This window comes from Phormidesmis priestleyi ULC007 (assembly GCF_001895925.1).
Lineage (GTDB): Bacteria > Cyanobacteriota > Cyanobacteriia > Leptolyngbyales > Leptolyngbyaceae > Phormidesmis_A > Phormidesmis_A priestleyi_A.
This window is the reverse complement of the sequence record NZ_MPPI01000038.1, coordinates 1-16,329: the sequence shown is the minus strand read 5'-3', so window position 1 is coordinate 16,329 and position 16,329 is coordinate 1. Positions and strand designations below refer to the sequence as shown.

15 protein-coding genes are annotated in these 16,329 nt (G+C 48.6%); 5 read left to right on the top strand and 10 right to left on the bottom strand.

What is annotated here, in order from left to right; genetic code table 11:
• Nucleotides 1–50: 50 nt before the first annotated feature.
• Nucleotides 51–836, bottom strand: coding sequence for a tryptophan-rich sensory protein (locus BRW63_RS21730; protein WP_073074491.1), 786 nt, complete (start codon nt 834–836; stop codon nt 51–53).
• 84 nt (nt 837–920) lie between these two features.
• Nucleotides 921–4,022 (bottom strand): plasmid replication protein, CyRepA1 family, encoded by a 3,102-nt coding sequence (locus BRW63_RS21725; RefSeq protein ID WP_223257465.1) that lies wholly within the window; start codon nt 4,020–4,022, stop codon nt 921–923.
• Nucleotides 4,023–4,759: 737 nt separating this feature from the next.
• On the opposite strand from BRW63_RS21725, the gene BRW63_RS21720 reads away from it, so the two are divergent.
• From BRW63_RS21720 to BRW63_RS29665, 5 genes are all read left to right on the top strand, one after another.
• Complete coding sequence (locus tag BRW63_RS21720) at nt 4,760–5,842, top strand: hypothetical protein (RefSeq protein WP_073074489.1); 1,083 nt, start codon at nt 4,760–4,762, stop codon at nt 5,840–5,842.
• Nucleotides 5,843–5,937: 95 nt separating this feature from the next.
• Nucleotides 5,938–6,435: an HNH endonuclease gene (locus BRW63_RS21715; RefSeq protein WP_073074488.1), complete on the top strand. Its 498-nt coding sequence runs from the start codon at nt 5,938–5,940 to the stop codon at nt 6,433–6,435.
• Between the two features lie 266 nt (nt 6,436–6,701).
• A complete protein-coding gene (locus BRW63_RS21710; protein ID WP_219898673.1) occupies nt 6,702–7,955 on the top strand; it encodes a DHH family phosphoesterase in 1,254 nt (417 codons plus the stop codon).
• Nucleotides 7,956–8,006: 51 nt separating this feature from the next.
• Entirely contained in the window at nt 8,007–8,507 is a 501-nt protein-coding gene (sixA, locus tag BRW63_RS21705) for a phosphohistidine phosphatase SixA (RefSeq protein WP_073074487.1), read from the top strand.
• Between the two features lie 89 nt (nt 8,508–8,596).
• Nucleotides 8,597–9,559, top strand: coding sequence for a MarR family winged helix-turn-helix transcriptional regulator (locus BRW63_RS29665; protein WP_244913252.1), 963 nt, complete (start codon nt 8,597–8,599; stop codon nt 9,557–9,559).
• Between the two features lie 38 nt (nt 9,560–9,597).
• Here the strand turns inward: BRW63_RS29665 and BRW63_RS21690 are convergent, their stop codons facing one another.
• The 8 genes from BRW63_RS21690 to BRW63_RS21655 form a co-directional block, all read right to left on the bottom strand.
• Nucleotides 9,598–10,149 (bottom strand): Uma2 family endonuclease, encoded by a 552-nt coding sequence (locus BRW63_RS21690; protein WP_073074486.1) that lies wholly within the window; start codon nt 10,147–10,149, stop codon nt 9,598–9,600.
• A gap of 141 nt (nt 10,150–10,290) precedes the next feature.
• Nucleotides 10,291–11,817 carry a serine/threonine protein kinase gene (locus BRW63_RS21685; RefSeq protein WP_073074485.1) on the bottom strand — a complete coding sequence of 509 codons (1,527 nt, stop codon included), beginning with the start codon at nt 11,815–11,817 and terminating at the stop codon, nt 10,291–10,293.
• Nucleotides 11,818–12,000: 183 nt separating this feature from the next.
• A complete protein-coding gene (locus BRW63_RS21680; protein ID WP_073074484.1) occupies nt 12,001–12,447 on the bottom strand; it encodes a hypothetical protein in 447 nt (148 codons plus the stop codon).
• A gap of 101 nt (nt 12,448–12,548) precedes the next feature.
• Entirely contained in the window at nt 12,549–13,706 is a 1,158-nt protein-coding gene (locus BRW63_RS21675) for an anhydro-N-acetylmuramic acid kinase (RefSeq protein WP_106254110.1), read from the bottom strand.
• Between the two features lie 89 nt (nt 13,707–13,795).
• The gene (locus tag BRW63_RS21670) at nt 13,796–14,353 is read right to left on the bottom strand and encodes a sensor histidine kinase (RefSeq protein ID WP_223257464.1); all 558 of its coding nucleotides are present in this window, start codon (nt 14,351–14,353) and stop codon (nt 13,796–13,798) included.
• Nucleotides 14,354–14,518: 165 nt separating this feature from the next.
• Nucleotides 14,519–15,415, bottom strand: coding sequence for a HAMP domain-containing protein (locus BRW63_RS21665; RefSeq protein ID WP_083583154.1), 897 nt, complete (start codon nt 15,413–15,415; stop codon nt 14,519–14,521).
• 267 nt (nt 15,416–15,682) lie between these two features.
• Nucleotides 15,683–15,895, bottom strand: coding sequence for a type II toxin-antitoxin system HicB family antitoxin (locus BRW63_RS21660; protein WP_073074482.1), 213 nt, complete (start codon nt 15,893–15,895; stop codon nt 15,683–15,685).
• Nucleotides 15,895–16,074 (bottom strand): type II toxin-antitoxin system HicA family toxin, encoded by a 180-nt coding sequence (locus tag BRW63_RS21655; protein ID WP_425320471.1) that lies wholly within the window; start codon nt 16,072–16,074, stop codon nt 15,895–15,897. Before BRW63_RS21655 ends, BRW63_RS21660 begins: the two co-directional genes overlap by 1 nt.
• Nucleotides 16,075–16,329 lie beyond the last annotated feature (255 nt).

The following is a 16,329-nucleotide window of genomic DNA, read 5'->3' as shown; positions in this document are numbered from 1 at the left end:
AAATCAATATTAGCGAAAACTGATGGGCTTTGCTGCTTTTGAAAATCAGACTAAGTAGCCTTTCTAGGTCTAAACTGCACCCATAAAATTAATAGGCCTAGCCCGATCGCGAGTCCGATCGCGGTGATCAGAATTGCAGATTGACTCGCTTGACGAATGGCGATCGCCACCAATGCCCAAATAATCACAGCCGGAAATGCAACATCGCGATATCGAATCGTAATTGCTGCCGCGATCGCTGCACTGATTGCTGACAAAACCACCGTCCAAATTGCTGGAGAAATCCCGCCACCATTCCAGCCAGAATTATACAAAGCTGATGCAACATTGACAACTGTTGCGACGGTGATCCAACCAAAATAAACGCTGATCGGAATTTGAATCAGCCATTTTTCTGTACGAGAAAGGCGATCGTCTTCTGTTCTAAGTTGCAAGAATGCTGACACTAGAGATAACAAAATGCCAATCATTACAACGACCGAGAGCCAAAAGAGTCGTCCTTGAAAGGCAAACACCCACAGGATTTGAAGTAGAGACGCGGCGATGATCGGCGATCGCACTTCTTGAAGCCGAGGATTATTTCGTTGGGCAGGTGCGACTTGATAGATTCCGAAGGCAATCAGCCCTAAATAAATTACGCCCCAAATCGCGAATGCATAATTGGCAGGAGTCACCAAAACTCCACCAAAAAGCGTGTTTGAAATTTCGCCAATACTCAGCCCGTTGAGCGGAAAAAAATTAGAGAGTGCGTTCACCACGATCGCGCCCAAAATCGCCGCGATCGTCGCAACTTGGTGACTAGAAACTGATTGAGGAGAGCGATCGGAGTGCTGCATAGATGCTTATCCTTTAGTAACTAACTTTAGAATAGCGGGGATGTCAGCACTCTATCCTCTCTCTAATTTCAGGTTTTTTGGTTTTTAAGCAGACATTTGCATCCAATCATCCATGTCAGAGAATGAGCTGCATCCAGTCACTTCCATCAAGGTTTGCAATGTGGCTAAATCGCGCTTTTTCCACTCGTCAAAGATAGTGTCTCGATCGTCGATCGGGGGATGATATCGATAAACCCGAACTCCGCCTCGTCGCCCGTCTGGAGCTTGATCGCGTCCGGTGCAGGTGAGCTTGATGCCAATTTTGCCGAGTAGGGCTTGTACGATCGCCATCGGTGCCAATTTCTCAGTGATCGTGACGTTAAATAAGGTTTTGATGTCGTCCTTATATTGCATCGCAAATGAGACAATATGCTGCACTTCTGGGTCAGTGGCTCGAATCTTTTCGTCAAGCTTGAACATATCGAGGAGTTTGAGCGATCGTAAGGCTTCCACTTGAGCGGTCAGCAAGCACAAATCTTGAACCGCAACTTTACCATTGCCTCGATCCAAATGTCCTTGAAGCTCTTGCATATCATGCAGTTGCACAAACTCAGGATCGTGAGTCAAATAATAATGGAGGCGGAGTTGAGCATACCAGCCTTCATCATCTTTAAGTTTTACTTCTGGCGTAATTTCAACCGAATAGCGGCGTTGCAGTTCGTGTTTGCGTTTGCTGTTACGTTTGCGTGTGGTTTGTGATGAATGATCTTTGAGTTCGTCATATTCTGCGGAACTCAATTCAGCAGAGGTTGAGATCGCGATCGCTTCTGCTTTTTGATTTTGAGTTCTAATTTTTGTGACCGCTTGCACGACTCGCTCAGTGGTTTGTGCGTTGTGTCGCCAGTCTAAAAACTCAAATCCAGGGACTTTCATCGAACCATTTTTTAGTAAATAAAGCATTTCTTCAGTGACCGGAGTTTGTGTAAAAATCTTGGTTGCATCGTCCGTGACGATCGTCACTTGATGACCTTCCATAAATAAGCCGTTGCGGAGTTCTTTGCGATAGCTCCAGAGAGACGCATTGACCCGTGCCGCCATTTTTGCCCAGGTGCGAAGCGCGATCGGGTCACTCTGCTCATCCAAGTCAAAATCGACTTCTTTTAATAGAGAAATGTTGTATTTAACGGTTTTGGTCATCGATCGCGCCACGTCTCGATAGTTGCAGCTTCCGTTGCCAATTTTGACTGGGCTGAAGTGCGCGCCCCACACAAATCGAGGCACCGATTCGCGCACTCGTGCCAATGCCTGACGCGATTCTGAATCGGGAGTGACACCTTGAAAGATGCCAAACACGGCTTTAAAGTGTCCGCGAACGTCGATCGAGACTCCCGTTCCGATCGTGGGCGTTGACAGCACAATGTCATAGTCAGGAATAATTTGATTCAGCCGATCGACGACACGAAACGCAGGATGTTCTGGATCAGCAACACTTTCACTATCGATTCTGAGAATGCGCTTATCGGGGAAGCGCGACTTTAAATAAGTCTCTAAGTTTTTAGAACTCCATTTACCCTTAACTTTTTGAGAATCGACACAGACAAAAACGGCTCCGGTTTCGATCACCTCTTCCATTCGGGCAACGAGCGGCGCAGGATTTTTGGTGTCGTAGAGTGACACATCCCAACCTGTTTCGGGCTTCCATTGGTTGGTGACCAGCCAGGGCGCGATCGGAAATTCTGCCAGTCCTTTTAAATAATCTAAACTGACATCCGACAAGTCGGCATCTTGAGCGATCAGCAGTCCTTGAGTTGAGAGAACGATTTGCACCAATTCTCTCAACGTTTCTAAAATTCTGACTCGTTGGTGATAGCACGTCGAGCTATTGAGCGCATGCCAAAGCACTTGTTCCACCTCATCGAGAATGACGATCGCGCCCTCCCAATCTTCGGGGTTAAATCGCGCTTTTGAGCCTGAGTGCAGCGAGTCAATACACAAGCCGTAGCCATACATTCCTTGAGTTTCAGACTCTTGAACGTCTTCGATCCAATCCAGGTTTAAGCTGTTGCAAATCGCTTTACCCAGTTGAATTCGGTGCGTGATTACTAAGACTCTTCGACCCTGCGATCGGGCTGCTTTAATCAAGTTTTGTAGTGCAGTTGTTTTGCCCGTCCCTTTCGGACTTTTGACTCCGACTAAACCAGATGTTGGGTAAGCTAAATCTCCTAAATAGGGTTGATTGAGTGCAACCGTCGGTGTATAAGTCAACGACCACAGCCGAGATGCTTGCCAAAACTCCAGGGTGATAGCTGACTCATGGACTTCTGCAAATGCCTCCCGTCCACAGGCGACGACGAAATCATCCACCCCTTTTTGTGGCCCCGGTAGCGCAATGATTTTGACTTCACACCCAGCACGAGTCAGCAATTGCCCCAGCCGAGACGTTGCCAGCAAAATGTTTTGAATCGTTTTCGGCTTCGTCTCAAAGTCAAAGCAAATATGCACCGATCGTCCTTCTGTCGCAAAGTGCGCCAACTCTGCAATGAGTTGCCGAGTGTCTCTGCGATAGCCGCTAAAAATGCCAGGAAGCGCGATCGCCACATATCCCAAACTCAACAGACACCCAGCTTTTTTCTCACCTTCCGTCAAAATGAGCGGCAGATTATTTTGCCAAACCCACTGCCAAAAAGATGATTTGTCCTCAAGTTCTGTCGGCATTGCGACCTGGTAGCGATCGGCAACTTGCTGCCAAACCGACTCAGGTACATCTAACAGCACCAGGCGGCTAGATCCCTTGCCTAAACTGGGGCTGAGATATTTTGCAGGCTTGCGATTTGCTCGATCGAACACAGGCGTATCAGCATCTGGCTTAAACCGTCCCCACTCCATGCGCTGCCAGTCGCTAAACGGGTCAATGCCGCTCACCCACCAGCCTCGCACATTTGCCCGTGCCTCCTGCCCAAAGCGCGTCACGCTCCAGTGCAAATGCTCGGCGATCGGATAGGAAACTTCGTGGGTAAACGGGTCGATCGCCGTGTCGCACAGCGTCTGCACGTTGAGGCGAATGATGTCGCGATCGACTCCACTTTCTAGCCATTCTTGCTCGTGCTCAAAAGCCAGACTAGACGGGCGCAAAGATGAATTTAGGGGTTGCCAAAATGAAGACGACTCTAGCATTGAGCCGTCACAACTGGTACAATTTATCAGCATAAGAATCGGTTCCCAGCAAAATGTTGGGATCACAAGGTTGCATTCAGACCCCTTTAGCAGACTGTGGTAGGGACGCTAGAGGGGTTTTGCTTGTCTAGACTTCTGCGAGTGGTAGGTCACAGTCAATCTGAGTGGTAGGTCAGACTGCCTCTAGGAAGCAAGATTGGTCATTACGCCACGGATAGTAGTTCTAGGAACTTCCGTGGTGTGAATGAGAGATTAACACCGAAAATTTGACAACTCAAGGGGCAACCGTTCTGCATACGCGCAAGTTACAGGTCAATTTTACGCAGGAGTTGTAGGCTAAAATCAGACGCGGGAGTGATGGGATCGACTGCCTTTCCTACGCCGAAGTAACAGGTCAGAACTCGACGCTAAAGTTACAGGACAAGGGATGGAATGCTTGGTAGCAAAGAGTCGGATTTGACAAGATGACTCTTAGAGGAACTCTGCAAATGAGACGCTATCATCACAAAGACGACAGATGTTTCTACGCTAAAGTTGTAGGCGAAAAATAGACGCTGAAGTTACAGGTCTATAGGCGAAAAACATACGTGGGCGTTATAGAATCAGATCGAAAGTACTATCTATATGCAGAGTTAGAATAAAGTTTCTCAGAATTAGACCGCTAGATATAGCGTCCAACTTCTGGACAAAATCGAAACCTTAATGCAGGATATGAACGGTTAGCCATTAGCCACGACCCTCATGCGCTACCGTCCCTTTATCTCCGATCGATGAAAAAATTAGAGGCAACGTTCCCGGTTGATGGGCAGCTTTTGATGGTGTTGCCCAGGGCTGCCGCATCTCTCAAAAACCCAGATTTGCAACTCCCGATCTTGCGCTCTGACGCAGACGGTTACTACCTAGAAGTGCGCGTTGAGGCAGACCCTAGAGAGACTAGCGAACTCACCCTGATTCGTCGAGTGCCGCTCGAAAATCTTTCTGCCGAAGAGTGGGAAGACCTCAAAGCCGAATATGCCAAGTTAGATTGGAGCGTTTGCGCCCACAAAGGCATCAGCAAAGGGCTAGAGAAAATTCAAGACCGCAAAACTCAGCGTTTGTTTGCGGCACTGCTGACGTTTCTCAACCCCCGACAGGTGTCGATCGTGCTTTATCTTTACAAGCTGGCTGCACAGCAGGGCAACGGCGCGATCGTCACTTTTCGATCCAACGATTTGTTAGAAATTTTGGGCTATACACGCACTAAAGACGGTGGATTTGCATCTAAGCTGCGATCGCAACTTAACTGCGATTTAGTCTCGCTTCACCGCACTGAATTAGTGTTAGCCCAATCGTTTAGAAAAGGGACTCAAACGATGGGTGCTAAAGTCATGATCAAGAGCGTATTGCGGATCAAAGATTACGAAATTGATCACGTGCCGCGTGATTTTGATCTCAGCAAAGCTGCCGATTATACCTACGAATTAGCAGACGCTTATACGATTTCTCTAGAGTTTTTTGATGGGCCTGCTCGCACCGGAGATTCTGTTTTATTTGCTAACACGATCGATATCACTCAAAAGTTAGGCAGCAACGCTAAAAGTGATTACAAAACAAAGCTCTTGATCTACTTAGCAAGTCGCATGAAATGGGACATTCTTCAAGAGGGTCAATATGTTGTAATTTCTAAGCAATATCTGTTTAAGAACTTAGATTTATTAGGCAGCAATTCCTCTCGAAACAATCAAATTTTTTGGCGAACCGTTGAAGAATTAAAGCAAGAAGGGTACATTTTGGGCGCTCAAGAACTCCCTGGTAAAAATAAGATTGTGAGCGTGCAGTTTCAAATTAACTCGGCAAAGTTGAAATGTCACTAGCGAACACTCTCTCTATCTCCTAATTCCTCACTACATATCGTCCCTAGATTTTATGTGTTAGCATCGGGGCTAATAATGTCTCAATAAATTCATCAATGGGCAAGGTTCTGGTGCTTAATGCCTCCTACGAACCGCTCAACATAACCAGTTGGCGACGAGCGGTCGTTTTGTTGATTAAGGGCAAAGCAGAGCAGGTCGAACATAACGGTAAATATGTTTATTCAGGGTTTCCGCTGCCAACGGTGATCCGGCTGCGTCACTATGTCCGCGTTCCCTACAAAGAAATTCCCCTGACTCGAAAGAATTTGCTGCATCGAGACAGCCATTCTTGCCAATATTGTGGCTATTCGGGGGATGATCTGACGCTCGATCATGTGATTCCGCGATCGCGCGGTGGCGGTGATTCCTGGGAAAATATTGTCACTGCTTGTGTGCGCTGCAACGTCAAAAAAGGCAGTCGCACCCCCAAAGAGGCCAATATGCCTTTGCAATATCAGCCCCGCAAGCCCTACAGCAGTCTCTACTTTGAAGTCACTAAACACGTTAAAAATGGCGTGAACCAAGAATGGCGTAAATACGTCATCGGTATCTAACCCCCTCTTACCTTGTTTGGTGTGGGGGTTTTGCTTAAGTTGTGAACGTTATCCCAGCTTGGTCAATCTTGGGGGAGAACCGTCAACAAATTTCACCGTTTTTTGCGTTTTTTTGCGAAGATCAAAGAAGTGATCGCGTCAAGCGGTTAACGGTTCTTTACAAACTGGCAGAAATGCCCTACCAGGGCAGCATCCTGGCTTTCTCCCCTGTGCCACCCACTATGCAACCTGATTCGAGTCCATCGCTTAATACTTTGCTAATCACAATGGAACCAGATCCTCCGTCTGGCTTGAGTTCGACGGTTGACTACTCCGCCCTTGAACCTGCTGCAAAAGTGGCAAATGGTGGGGGATACGTCAGTGAACATCGGGGTCGCTTTCCCTACGATGCGGCTCGATCGCCCGAACAAGAGCAAAAAATAGACGCATTTCGGCAGCTTCTAGAGCGTCATCGCGGCGATCGTCAAGTTGTGATTTTGCAAGACTTTCCTGATCCCGATGCGCTGTCTTCGGCGTGGACTTATAAGCTGATTGCCCAAAAATATGAGATTCAGTGCGATATCGTCTATGCGGGAACGCTCAGTCATCAAGAAAATATTGCGCTGGTCAAGCTAACCGGGTTGCCGCTGCAACGCTGGACGGTGCAATCGCTCAAGACCAAAGATTTGTCGCTCTATAAAGGCTGTGTGTTTATCGACAATCAGGGAACCACTAGCCAACTGTTTACGTCTATGCAGCAGGCTGGTGTGCCGATCGCTGTTGTTATTGACCATCACAGTATGCAAGACGACATGAAGGCGGAATTTATTGATATCCGTCCCCACACTCGTGCAACTGCCACGATTTTGACCCAATATCTTCAGTCTGGGCTGCTAAAACTCGATAATAATTTGACTGAACACGTCAAGTGTGCTACCTCGCTGATGCATGGGTTGAGGTCGGATACCAATCGCCTGATGCAGGCTCAAGAAGAAGACTTTTTGGCAGCCGCTTATTTGAGCCGCTTTTATGACGCTCAGTTGCTGAATGCGGTGCTGCAATCGTCTCGCTCAAAACAGGTGATGGATGTGATCGAGCGATCGCTCAAAAATCGCACCGTGCACAATAACTTCTCGATCGCTGGAGTTGGCTATTTGCGCTATGACGATCGCGATGCGATCCCCCAAGCCGCTGATTTCTTAGTCACCGAGGAAAACGTTCACACTGCTGTCGTTTATGGCATCGTCCACGATGAAGACGAGGAACTAGAGGTAGTGGTCGGTTCTTTAAGAACGAATAAACTGACCCTTGATCCCGACGAGTTTATCAAAGAAGCTTTTGGGCAAGATGCTCAAGGGCGATTTTTTGGCGGCGGACGATTGCAGGCAGGTGGGTTTGAGATTCCGATGGGCTTTTTGTCTGGCTTCACCGAAAACAGCGATTACGCCAAGATGAAATGGAGTGTTCATGATGCTCAGGTCAAACAAAAACTGCTGCGGTTGGTCAACCCAGAACAAAACTATCCCAAAGGCGTGAATTAAAACCTCTGAAAAAAGGGTAGAACGTAAGGAAGAGCGTTCTACCCTTTTTTTATGTCAACGTTTAATCTATATCTGATTCGTCACGGTTTAGCCGGACAGCATGGCGACTATGAAAACGATCGTGAGCGTCCTTTAACTGAGGAGGGCAAGCGCAAAACTCGTCAAATTGCCAAGCGGTTGAGCGAGTTGGATTTGCAGTTTGATCTGATTCTGACGAGTCCGCTAGTTCGGGCAGAGCAAACGGCTGAGATTCTTCAAGAAGTTGGGTTAAGCAAACATCTCAAAGAAGCTGCCTATCTTGCGCCGGGTGGTAATATCCAGACATGGATAGATTGGTTAGAAGACTGGAAAGCATCCGAAAAGTCTCTGGCACTGGTTGGGCATGAGCCAGACTTGAGTACTTGGGCTGAGACACTAATCTGGGGCAACGCTCAAGGCAAACTCATTCTCAAAAAAGCGGGCGCGATCGGGCTAACGCTTCCTTTATCGGGTTCGCCGATCGCCCACAGCCAGCTATTTTGGCTGACTCCGCCTCGGTTTTTCACAGCTTAAGAACTCTTCACTAAGTTTGATCTGTTTGTTACAACAGTCTTCAGTAAAATTATCTATTATTAAGTGTTCTAAGTAATTCTCAAAGCTAGATGGTTTCCTTGCCCCCTCAACATCAACCTCTGTCAGAGGTGCAAAGCAGTTTAGCGCCCTACGGAATTGGGTATCGGATCAAACTGCTCTCCCAACTCTCAGGGCGCAAATTTCAAGAACGCTTGGAACCCTTTGGGTTAACGCCTTTTCATTGGGTAGTGCTCTGCTGTCTGTGGCAAGAAGACGGGCTGGCAACCTCGACTTTAGGAGATCGCCTGCAACAAGTCGGCGGCACTTTAACGGGTGTGCTCGATCGCATGGCAGAGCGCAACCTGATTCGCCGTGAGCGAGATCTTCACGATCGGCGAGTTTGGCGAATTTGGCTCACCGATGAGGGTCGGAAATTACAAGACATCTTGCCCCCGATCGCGGTCGAGCTGCGAGAAGTCGCGCTACAAGGCATCTCTTATGAAGACCGAGAGCGTCTGTCTCAACTGCTCGATCGTATGCTCGTCAATGTGCAGCGATTTGCGATCCCCAGTTCTGAAAAGTTGTCCAGCCTACCCGTCCCCGTTCCGATCGGTGGGCAAGGCTGGCAAGAGATTCTGGCTCCTTGTAGCTTGGGGTATCGCATCAAACTTTTAGCTCAACTAGTGACCCGCAGTTTTCAGGAAGAGCTAGAGCCGATCGGGTTAACGCCTTTTCATTGGGTGGTGCTCTGTTGTCTGTGGCAAGAAGACGGATTGGCAACCTCAAATATTAGCGATCAGCTTCAGCAAGTGGGTGGGACTCTAACAGGTGTACTCGATCGCATGGCAGAACGAAACCTGATCCGTCGCGAAAGAGACCCCCACGATCGCCGAGTTTGGCGAATCTGGCTCACCCCGGCAGGACGAGAACTCAGCGAAGTGCTGCCGCCCGTGGCGATCAAAGTGGTTGGAGAAACCATGCAAGGCATTTCTGCATCTGAGCAAGCGCAATTTTCGCAGTGGGTCAATGAGTCGATCGTTAATCTCAGTTGATCAGGCAGAACATTTGCAAAAAGTGCGTGAACAAACAGCTAGTCAAACTCTGGTGCCCAGATACTCGAAATCTCCATCTCCCATCCTGGAAACAATTCTGGAAGAGTCAAGATATCTCCGTCTCTCAAAATCTGCGCCTCGTCCTGCCCAGGACGGCATACTTCGACGGCTCGTGTTCTGGGGTCAACGACTACCCCAACCACCATCTCTAATGACAGGTAAAATTTGACTTTCTGACGCTGCTTTTCTAGCGAGTCTGACTTCGATACCACTTCAAAACCGAGATCAGGTACTAACCGCGCAAAGTCCTGTGTGGTTCGTTTTAGACGCTCTGCCTTGACAAAGGAGCAATCAGGGGCGCGAACATCCTCATTCGCGTTGGGGAGCTTGAAGCCAGCACTCGAACCTGCCACTCGTCCAAGTTTGCGAGGTCTGACCCAGTTCGCGAGTTGCCGCCCAATTTCTAGCGCAATTTCATCAGGCTCTAATCCAGATGGACTCATGACAATGATCTCTCCATCCACTAATTCCATCTGGTAGTCAGGAAGCTGCTGCTGGAAGATTTCTAGATCGGTAGCAGTGAGTGGCATAAGCCCTCCAATACAGTTCTCATAACCTATAGGACTGACGCAAACCTCGGAGGTTTTAACCAAGAATCAAGCATCGTGACCGACAGAGTGGCTTAAACCTCCGAGGTTTTGGCAAAATGCGTAAGTCCTGACCTAATATTCTTACTGATTTTCTAAATCCCCAGTGATTTTAAGTTTGAGCTTCTCAAATTCTCCTTTGAGAATGTCTTTGCTGAGGGTAGGTTTTCCGATCGAGCGCCAGGTTTGACTGTCTACAGTCCAGGTTTGAAGTTGAGCCAGTTGAGCATCATTGAGCGTGACTGGCATCACATAAGCACAGTGATGAGGGTCTTCAAGGGCAAAAAACAGCACATAATATTGCTTGCGTTCGACTAGAAGACGGATGATTTGCCGACCCTCAACCGCCTTTAAATCTAGATAGCAGCGCAACCAACGTGGGCCTATTTTTTTATGGTGAAGTTGATTATAAAGAGCAGTCATCCACAGCATCATTGGGTGCGGAGACATGCAGCACAAAAAGTTTTTATAGAGCTTGTTATAAAGCTTGCCTAACTGAATATTCTCAATTTCCTGCTGTGGTAGCATCACCCAAACTGTTGCAATTTCCTCTCGCTTCGTTTTCAACACATGAGGAAAGACAATTTGAGCGATCGGCTTATTTTGAGGCCACGTCGTCAGTTGACACGCCTCATCGGGCGAAAGCGCTTCAGGGTCGCGAACCGGAGCCGCCACTGGTCGCCTGAGCAAGGCTTCACCAATGCGGTGACTGATCTGACGAGTCGCGTTATAGCGCTGCTCTAATGGCTCTAGCGCTTTTAAGACTTCGCCAACGGTTTGAGGACGATCGTTGGCTGACTTTGCCAGACAACTCATCACCAGGCTCTCTAAAACTTTAGGAACCTTGAGATTGGGGTTGACCGATTCAAAGCTTCGCGGCACCTGAAAGTGATGCGTTTTATACCAACTGCCAAAAGAATGGGTTTCTGCCTGAAGCGGCATTTTGCCTGTGAGCATCTCAAATAGCATCACCCCCAAACCATAAATATCCGATCGAGAATCTAGCTCTTTGCCTTCCATCTGCTCAGGCGACGAGTAGGCAAGGGTGCCCATAAACGAGCTGGTTTGATTAGCATCGGCTTGCAGAATTTTAGCAATCCCAAAGTCTAAAATCTTGACCAGTTCGCCCCAACTGGGATCTTGGCTGACCAAAATATTACTAGGTTTGACATCGCGATGAATAATCGGATAGATCGAGCCATCGATCGCGATTCCTTGGTGAGCGCACTGAAGCCCCTGGCAAATCTGACGCGCGATGCTGAGAAATCGCGGCAGCGGCAGGTTTTGAGTGGTGATCACCTCACTGAGGCTGTGACCTTGCAAATACTCCATTACATAGAAAGGCACCCCTTCATCATTAACTCCATAGTCCATCACTCGGACGATGTGCATACTTTTGGTGCTCAAGAGCGCCGAGGTGCGAGCTTCACTGCGAAAGCGATCGCGCATTCGAGGAGTCAGAAGGGTCTGGGCCAAAAACTTAACTGCGACGATCACGCCGCCCAGCAAAACATCCTCGGCTCTGTAAACCTGCCCCATTGCGCCGCGCCCTATCAACTCCATGAGCCGATAGCGATTAGTCAATAGAGATTCGCTGTTGAGGTCTGTCATTGAAGGTGAACGATTCTGCACGGGGTGAAAGTAGAGGGTGCTAGTTTTGACCGTCAAATTCAGTCTGATACTCTATTGTAGAGTTTGAATTTCTCGATCGCTCAGACTGGTTAGAGGTAAAGAGTGATACCCCTTCATAAATTTAATTATGGACACGCTCTCGCACAAAGTAACGGGAGACTGCTATTCTGGTTGTCGTTCGAGGGTGGCTTCCATCGCGCTGGTTAAGTAGTGCCCCGAAAGAATGCCGCTTGAAAGGTAATATTTATTGTCGTCAAGACGCACCATCGTTTCAAAACCACTGCGACGCTGACGATCGCCCAACACCCAATAGCGCTGCACGAGCGATTCAGGGGCAACCCAGCCTTCGCCTTCGACGCGACCGAGCAAACTGTGTTGCAGCACAAAGGTATAGCGCCGTTCTCCAGAATCTAAGCGCCCTCTATATTGAGAGCTAATTTCGTCACGATCGGCGTTGGGAAAGACCAATTTTGTGACGATCGTAAACCAGTCGTCGCGGCTCCAAGCAACAATGGTTCTACCTTTGACCGTAATCGGCATACCATGACGTTCTAACCAGCTTCCTTGAAGAGTCCACCGTCCTGGTTGTATTAAAAAGGTGTGGGTCACGGTGCCATTCCTTGCCTCAATTTAGATCAACTAGATGGCTGGCAGATTTGGGAGTTTTATCAGCTTACGCCCGATCGTGTGCCAGTGAGTCTAATGGCACCTTATGCTATCACGCGAAAGTTTTCACGAGCGTAGTTAATTTCACCTAAAAGCACGGCTTTTGAGGCACCTGTGGTTTCAGGAGAATTACCAGGGATCTTCCGATGCCTCCAGTAAGCTAACACCGCAAAAGCGATCGCTTCTTTAAAGTCTGCGCTTAAGCCAGCTTCGTCAGTGGTCATGACTGGAATGTCGCTGAGCCTAGATTGAATTCTTTGCTTTAAGCATAAATTGCGACTACCGCCGCCGCAGAGCAGAATCTGATCGGGCATTTGGGGCAGGAAGGTGCGATAGCTGTGGGCGATCGAGGCGGCTGTGAGTTCGGTAAGGGTGGCGAGAATCTCAGCAGGATTGAGTTGATAGGCATTGGCATCGATCAAGCAGGTTTGCAGATAGCTCTGTCCAAAGTGTTCTCGCCCGGTAGATTTGGGCGGCAGTTGTTGAAAAAAGTCTTGTTGAAGCCAGCGATCGACCAACGCTTGACATGGCTCTCCGGTGGCTGCCCAAGCTCCATCTTGGTCGTAGGTTCTTGATCCCTGAGAGAGGTGCTCGACTGCGAGGTCAAGCAGCACGTTTCCGGGCCCGGTGTCCCAGCCGCGCATGGGGGAGGGTTGAGTTGCAGACGTTGCAGGCAGATAAGCTACATTGCCAATGCCGCCGATGTTTTGAACGCAGCGACTGTAGGTTGGGTGACTGAGCAGTGCGGCATCGACAGTCGGAACAAGGGGGGCACCGTGTCCACCGATCGCGATGTCTGCTTCTCGAAAGTTGCTGACGGTGGTGATGCCAGTTTGGTCAGCGATCGTTGCGCCTCGCCCCAATTGAAGGCTATACCCTAATTCCTTTTTAAGCGGAGGTTGGTGATAAACCGTCTGTCCGTGAGAGCCGATCAGATCTGCGATCGCCTGCCCATTTTGAATCGACAGCGCGGCTTGAGCAAATTGAGTGGCGATCGCGTCATCTAATTGAGCAAAGTCTGCCATTGACAGCGCTGCACCGCCACAAACTGCCAGAATTTTTTCTCTGAGATCAGAGGGATAGGGATAGGTTTCTCCCGCTAAAAACTGGACGGTGAGATCGTGAATGCTGCCTGAGATTTCAACCAGCGCTGCATCAATTCCATCGACAGAAGTGCCGCTCATTAGTCCGATTACCCGCATCGATTTTCTGCTCCACAACTCATTTGCAATCATAGGTAGGTCGATGCATTTGAGCAAGCACACGGCTGATTTGATTGTCTAGAATCACTTCAGTGAGTAGGCAAGGTCAGGGTAAATGCAGTCTCTCCGGGCGGGGTCATGTCGAGGGTAAGATGCCCGTTGTGTGCCTGTACGATTTCTCGTGCCAGACTTAGCCCTAATCCGAGTCCTTCTATTTTGCGAGTGCGGGCAGGATCGCCACGATGAAAGCGATCGAAGATGCGATGGCGATCATTCGCTAAAATCTCGTTTGAACGATTGCTGATGGTCATCAAGATGACTGAATTCTGACGACGAGCTACAATCCGAATCCAGCCGTTGGGAAGATTATATTTGATCGCATTGCTAATCAGATTTTGCAACACCTGCACAAGTAAGTCGTGATCGCCCTGCACGAACAAGCGATCGGCAATTTCTGTTTGAAGATCTAAGTGCGGTGCCAGCAGTTCAATGTCTTCTAACATCTCGATTAACAAGCGAGACAAATCTACCTCAACTCGATAGAGAGACATCTGCCCTGCGTCTGCAAGAGACAACAACAGTAGTTTGCGGACAATGCCACTCAGACGGCGAACTTCATCGAGCAAGTTGCTCAGACTTTGCTGCACCTCTGACCCTGGCTCGGCTTGTTGTATGGGGTGCGACCTCTATCTGATGTCCCAAGGAAACTCTCGGTTCTTTGTTCCATGAGGTTTTTGATAATTTATTGTGGAAGTCAATGAGTAAATTTAATATCTGCTTTGAAGAAACTCAAAAACCTTCTCAAATATAGATTATAGGCATTTTGTATCAAGTAGAGGTCGCACCCGTTGTATGGTTTGTTCTAGCTCTCCTTGTAAAATAGCGAGAGGCGTTTTGAGTTCGTGGGCGGCATCTGCACTAAAGCGAGAAGATTGTTTAAAACTGCGTTCCAGACGTTCTAACATCTGGTTAACTACCTGAATTAATTGGACAAATTCAACATCGGTTGACCCGATCGGCACCCGTTGTTCTAGTCCACTGGCGGTGACACTGCCAACAATCGTGGTGAGTTGGTGAATTGATCGCAAACTGTTTGCCGCGATCGCCCATGCGCCGCCTGCTACCAACAACAGCACTCCTGGAATCGAAATCAAAAAGATATTGCGAATCACTGCCATTTCTTGATCAATCGCGTTTAAGCTGACGGCGATCGCTACTTGAGTAAAGGGAGTGGTGACTGACCCCATGCGCCAAGCTCCGCTAGGGGTGCGTTGTGTGATGAAGCGAGGCGTAGGGGGCAGTCGATCGGAGGGACGCAAAGCATCGGGCTGAACGCGATCGACCGTCGGTGGAGCAGTCGGCATAGGTCTCGGTGGTCGCGATGTCCAGAGGTTGGTAATGTTGAGATCTGGGTTCCATGCGGGTGAGCGATAAAGCACTGTGTCATCGCCTCCGATCACGAGGAGCGCGATCGCGTTTTTGGTGCTGGTTTCAAACGCTCTTGGAAGAAAGGCTTCATAAGACTGCCAGCGATCGGGCGATCGGGGGCGACCCGCTAAAATCAACTGACTTTCTAGTTCTGCATCCAGGCGGCTGACTTTTGCCTCATAAATCAGCCACGAAGAAAGCACTCCAAACCCGACGAGTGCGCCTCCTGCCAAAATCGCAGCCATCAGAGCAATTCGGAATCGAAAGGAACGTAACTTCATGACTTAGGATTGTGGATTAAATAAAGCCGAAATCTGCGTAAGAGTTTTTCCCTCTTTAACTTCTTGAAGAGAGACACGAAGATGCGCCAGAATCAGTTTATCGGGGTCGTCGTCTGGATCACCTTCTTGCTCTGTGTGGGCTACAACCAAAAGACGTTGTGATAACGTCTTGACCGAGAACTTGCGGCATAACGACACAGTTGAGCCGACTCAGACAAACTCTAGTTTCAACAGATAGGTTTGATACGTCGGCTCTCCAACACAGCGTTAGGCTGCGACCTCGACATAGGCTGATGAGGTCGTAGGCTGTGGAATCTCTAAACCCTCTAACTTCAATCCATCAAGATGAAACTCGATCGCTTCATGCATATTCTGTTCAACTTCTTCACGGGTTGCCCCAGTCGAGACACACCCTAGTAGGTCAGGAGAATAAGCAGAATATCCAGTTTCTGTCTTCTCAATCACAATAAGGTACTGCATTATTTCAAACCCGCTTGCTTCAAAATGCTATCCAATGTTCCTGGCGCTAGGTCGTCCCCTGGTTTTTCGGGTACAGTCACTAGACCTAGCTTGTTGGGATGTTTGTATTGACGATGGCTGCCCCGTGTCCGAGCCAAATACCAGCTATCTTGCTCAATCAGTTTGATGAGATCCCTCACCTTCATATCTCAAGCTTAGGGAGAGGACAGAGACTTGTCAACGCAAGCACTTGTTTCGTCTGAGCAGATGCCTCAAAACCTTGTCTTACAGATAATTCCGAGGCAACCCGGTTCTGAACGCTGCCAGATAATCTTAATAACTTGAGTGTTGTGATGTCGAGGGAGAAAAATCGAAGTCCTTCTATGGCGGGATGAACAGGAGTGAGGAATGCGGGAAAGTGCAGATGAATTCAGGCTCGTCAGGGAGGTTCAAGG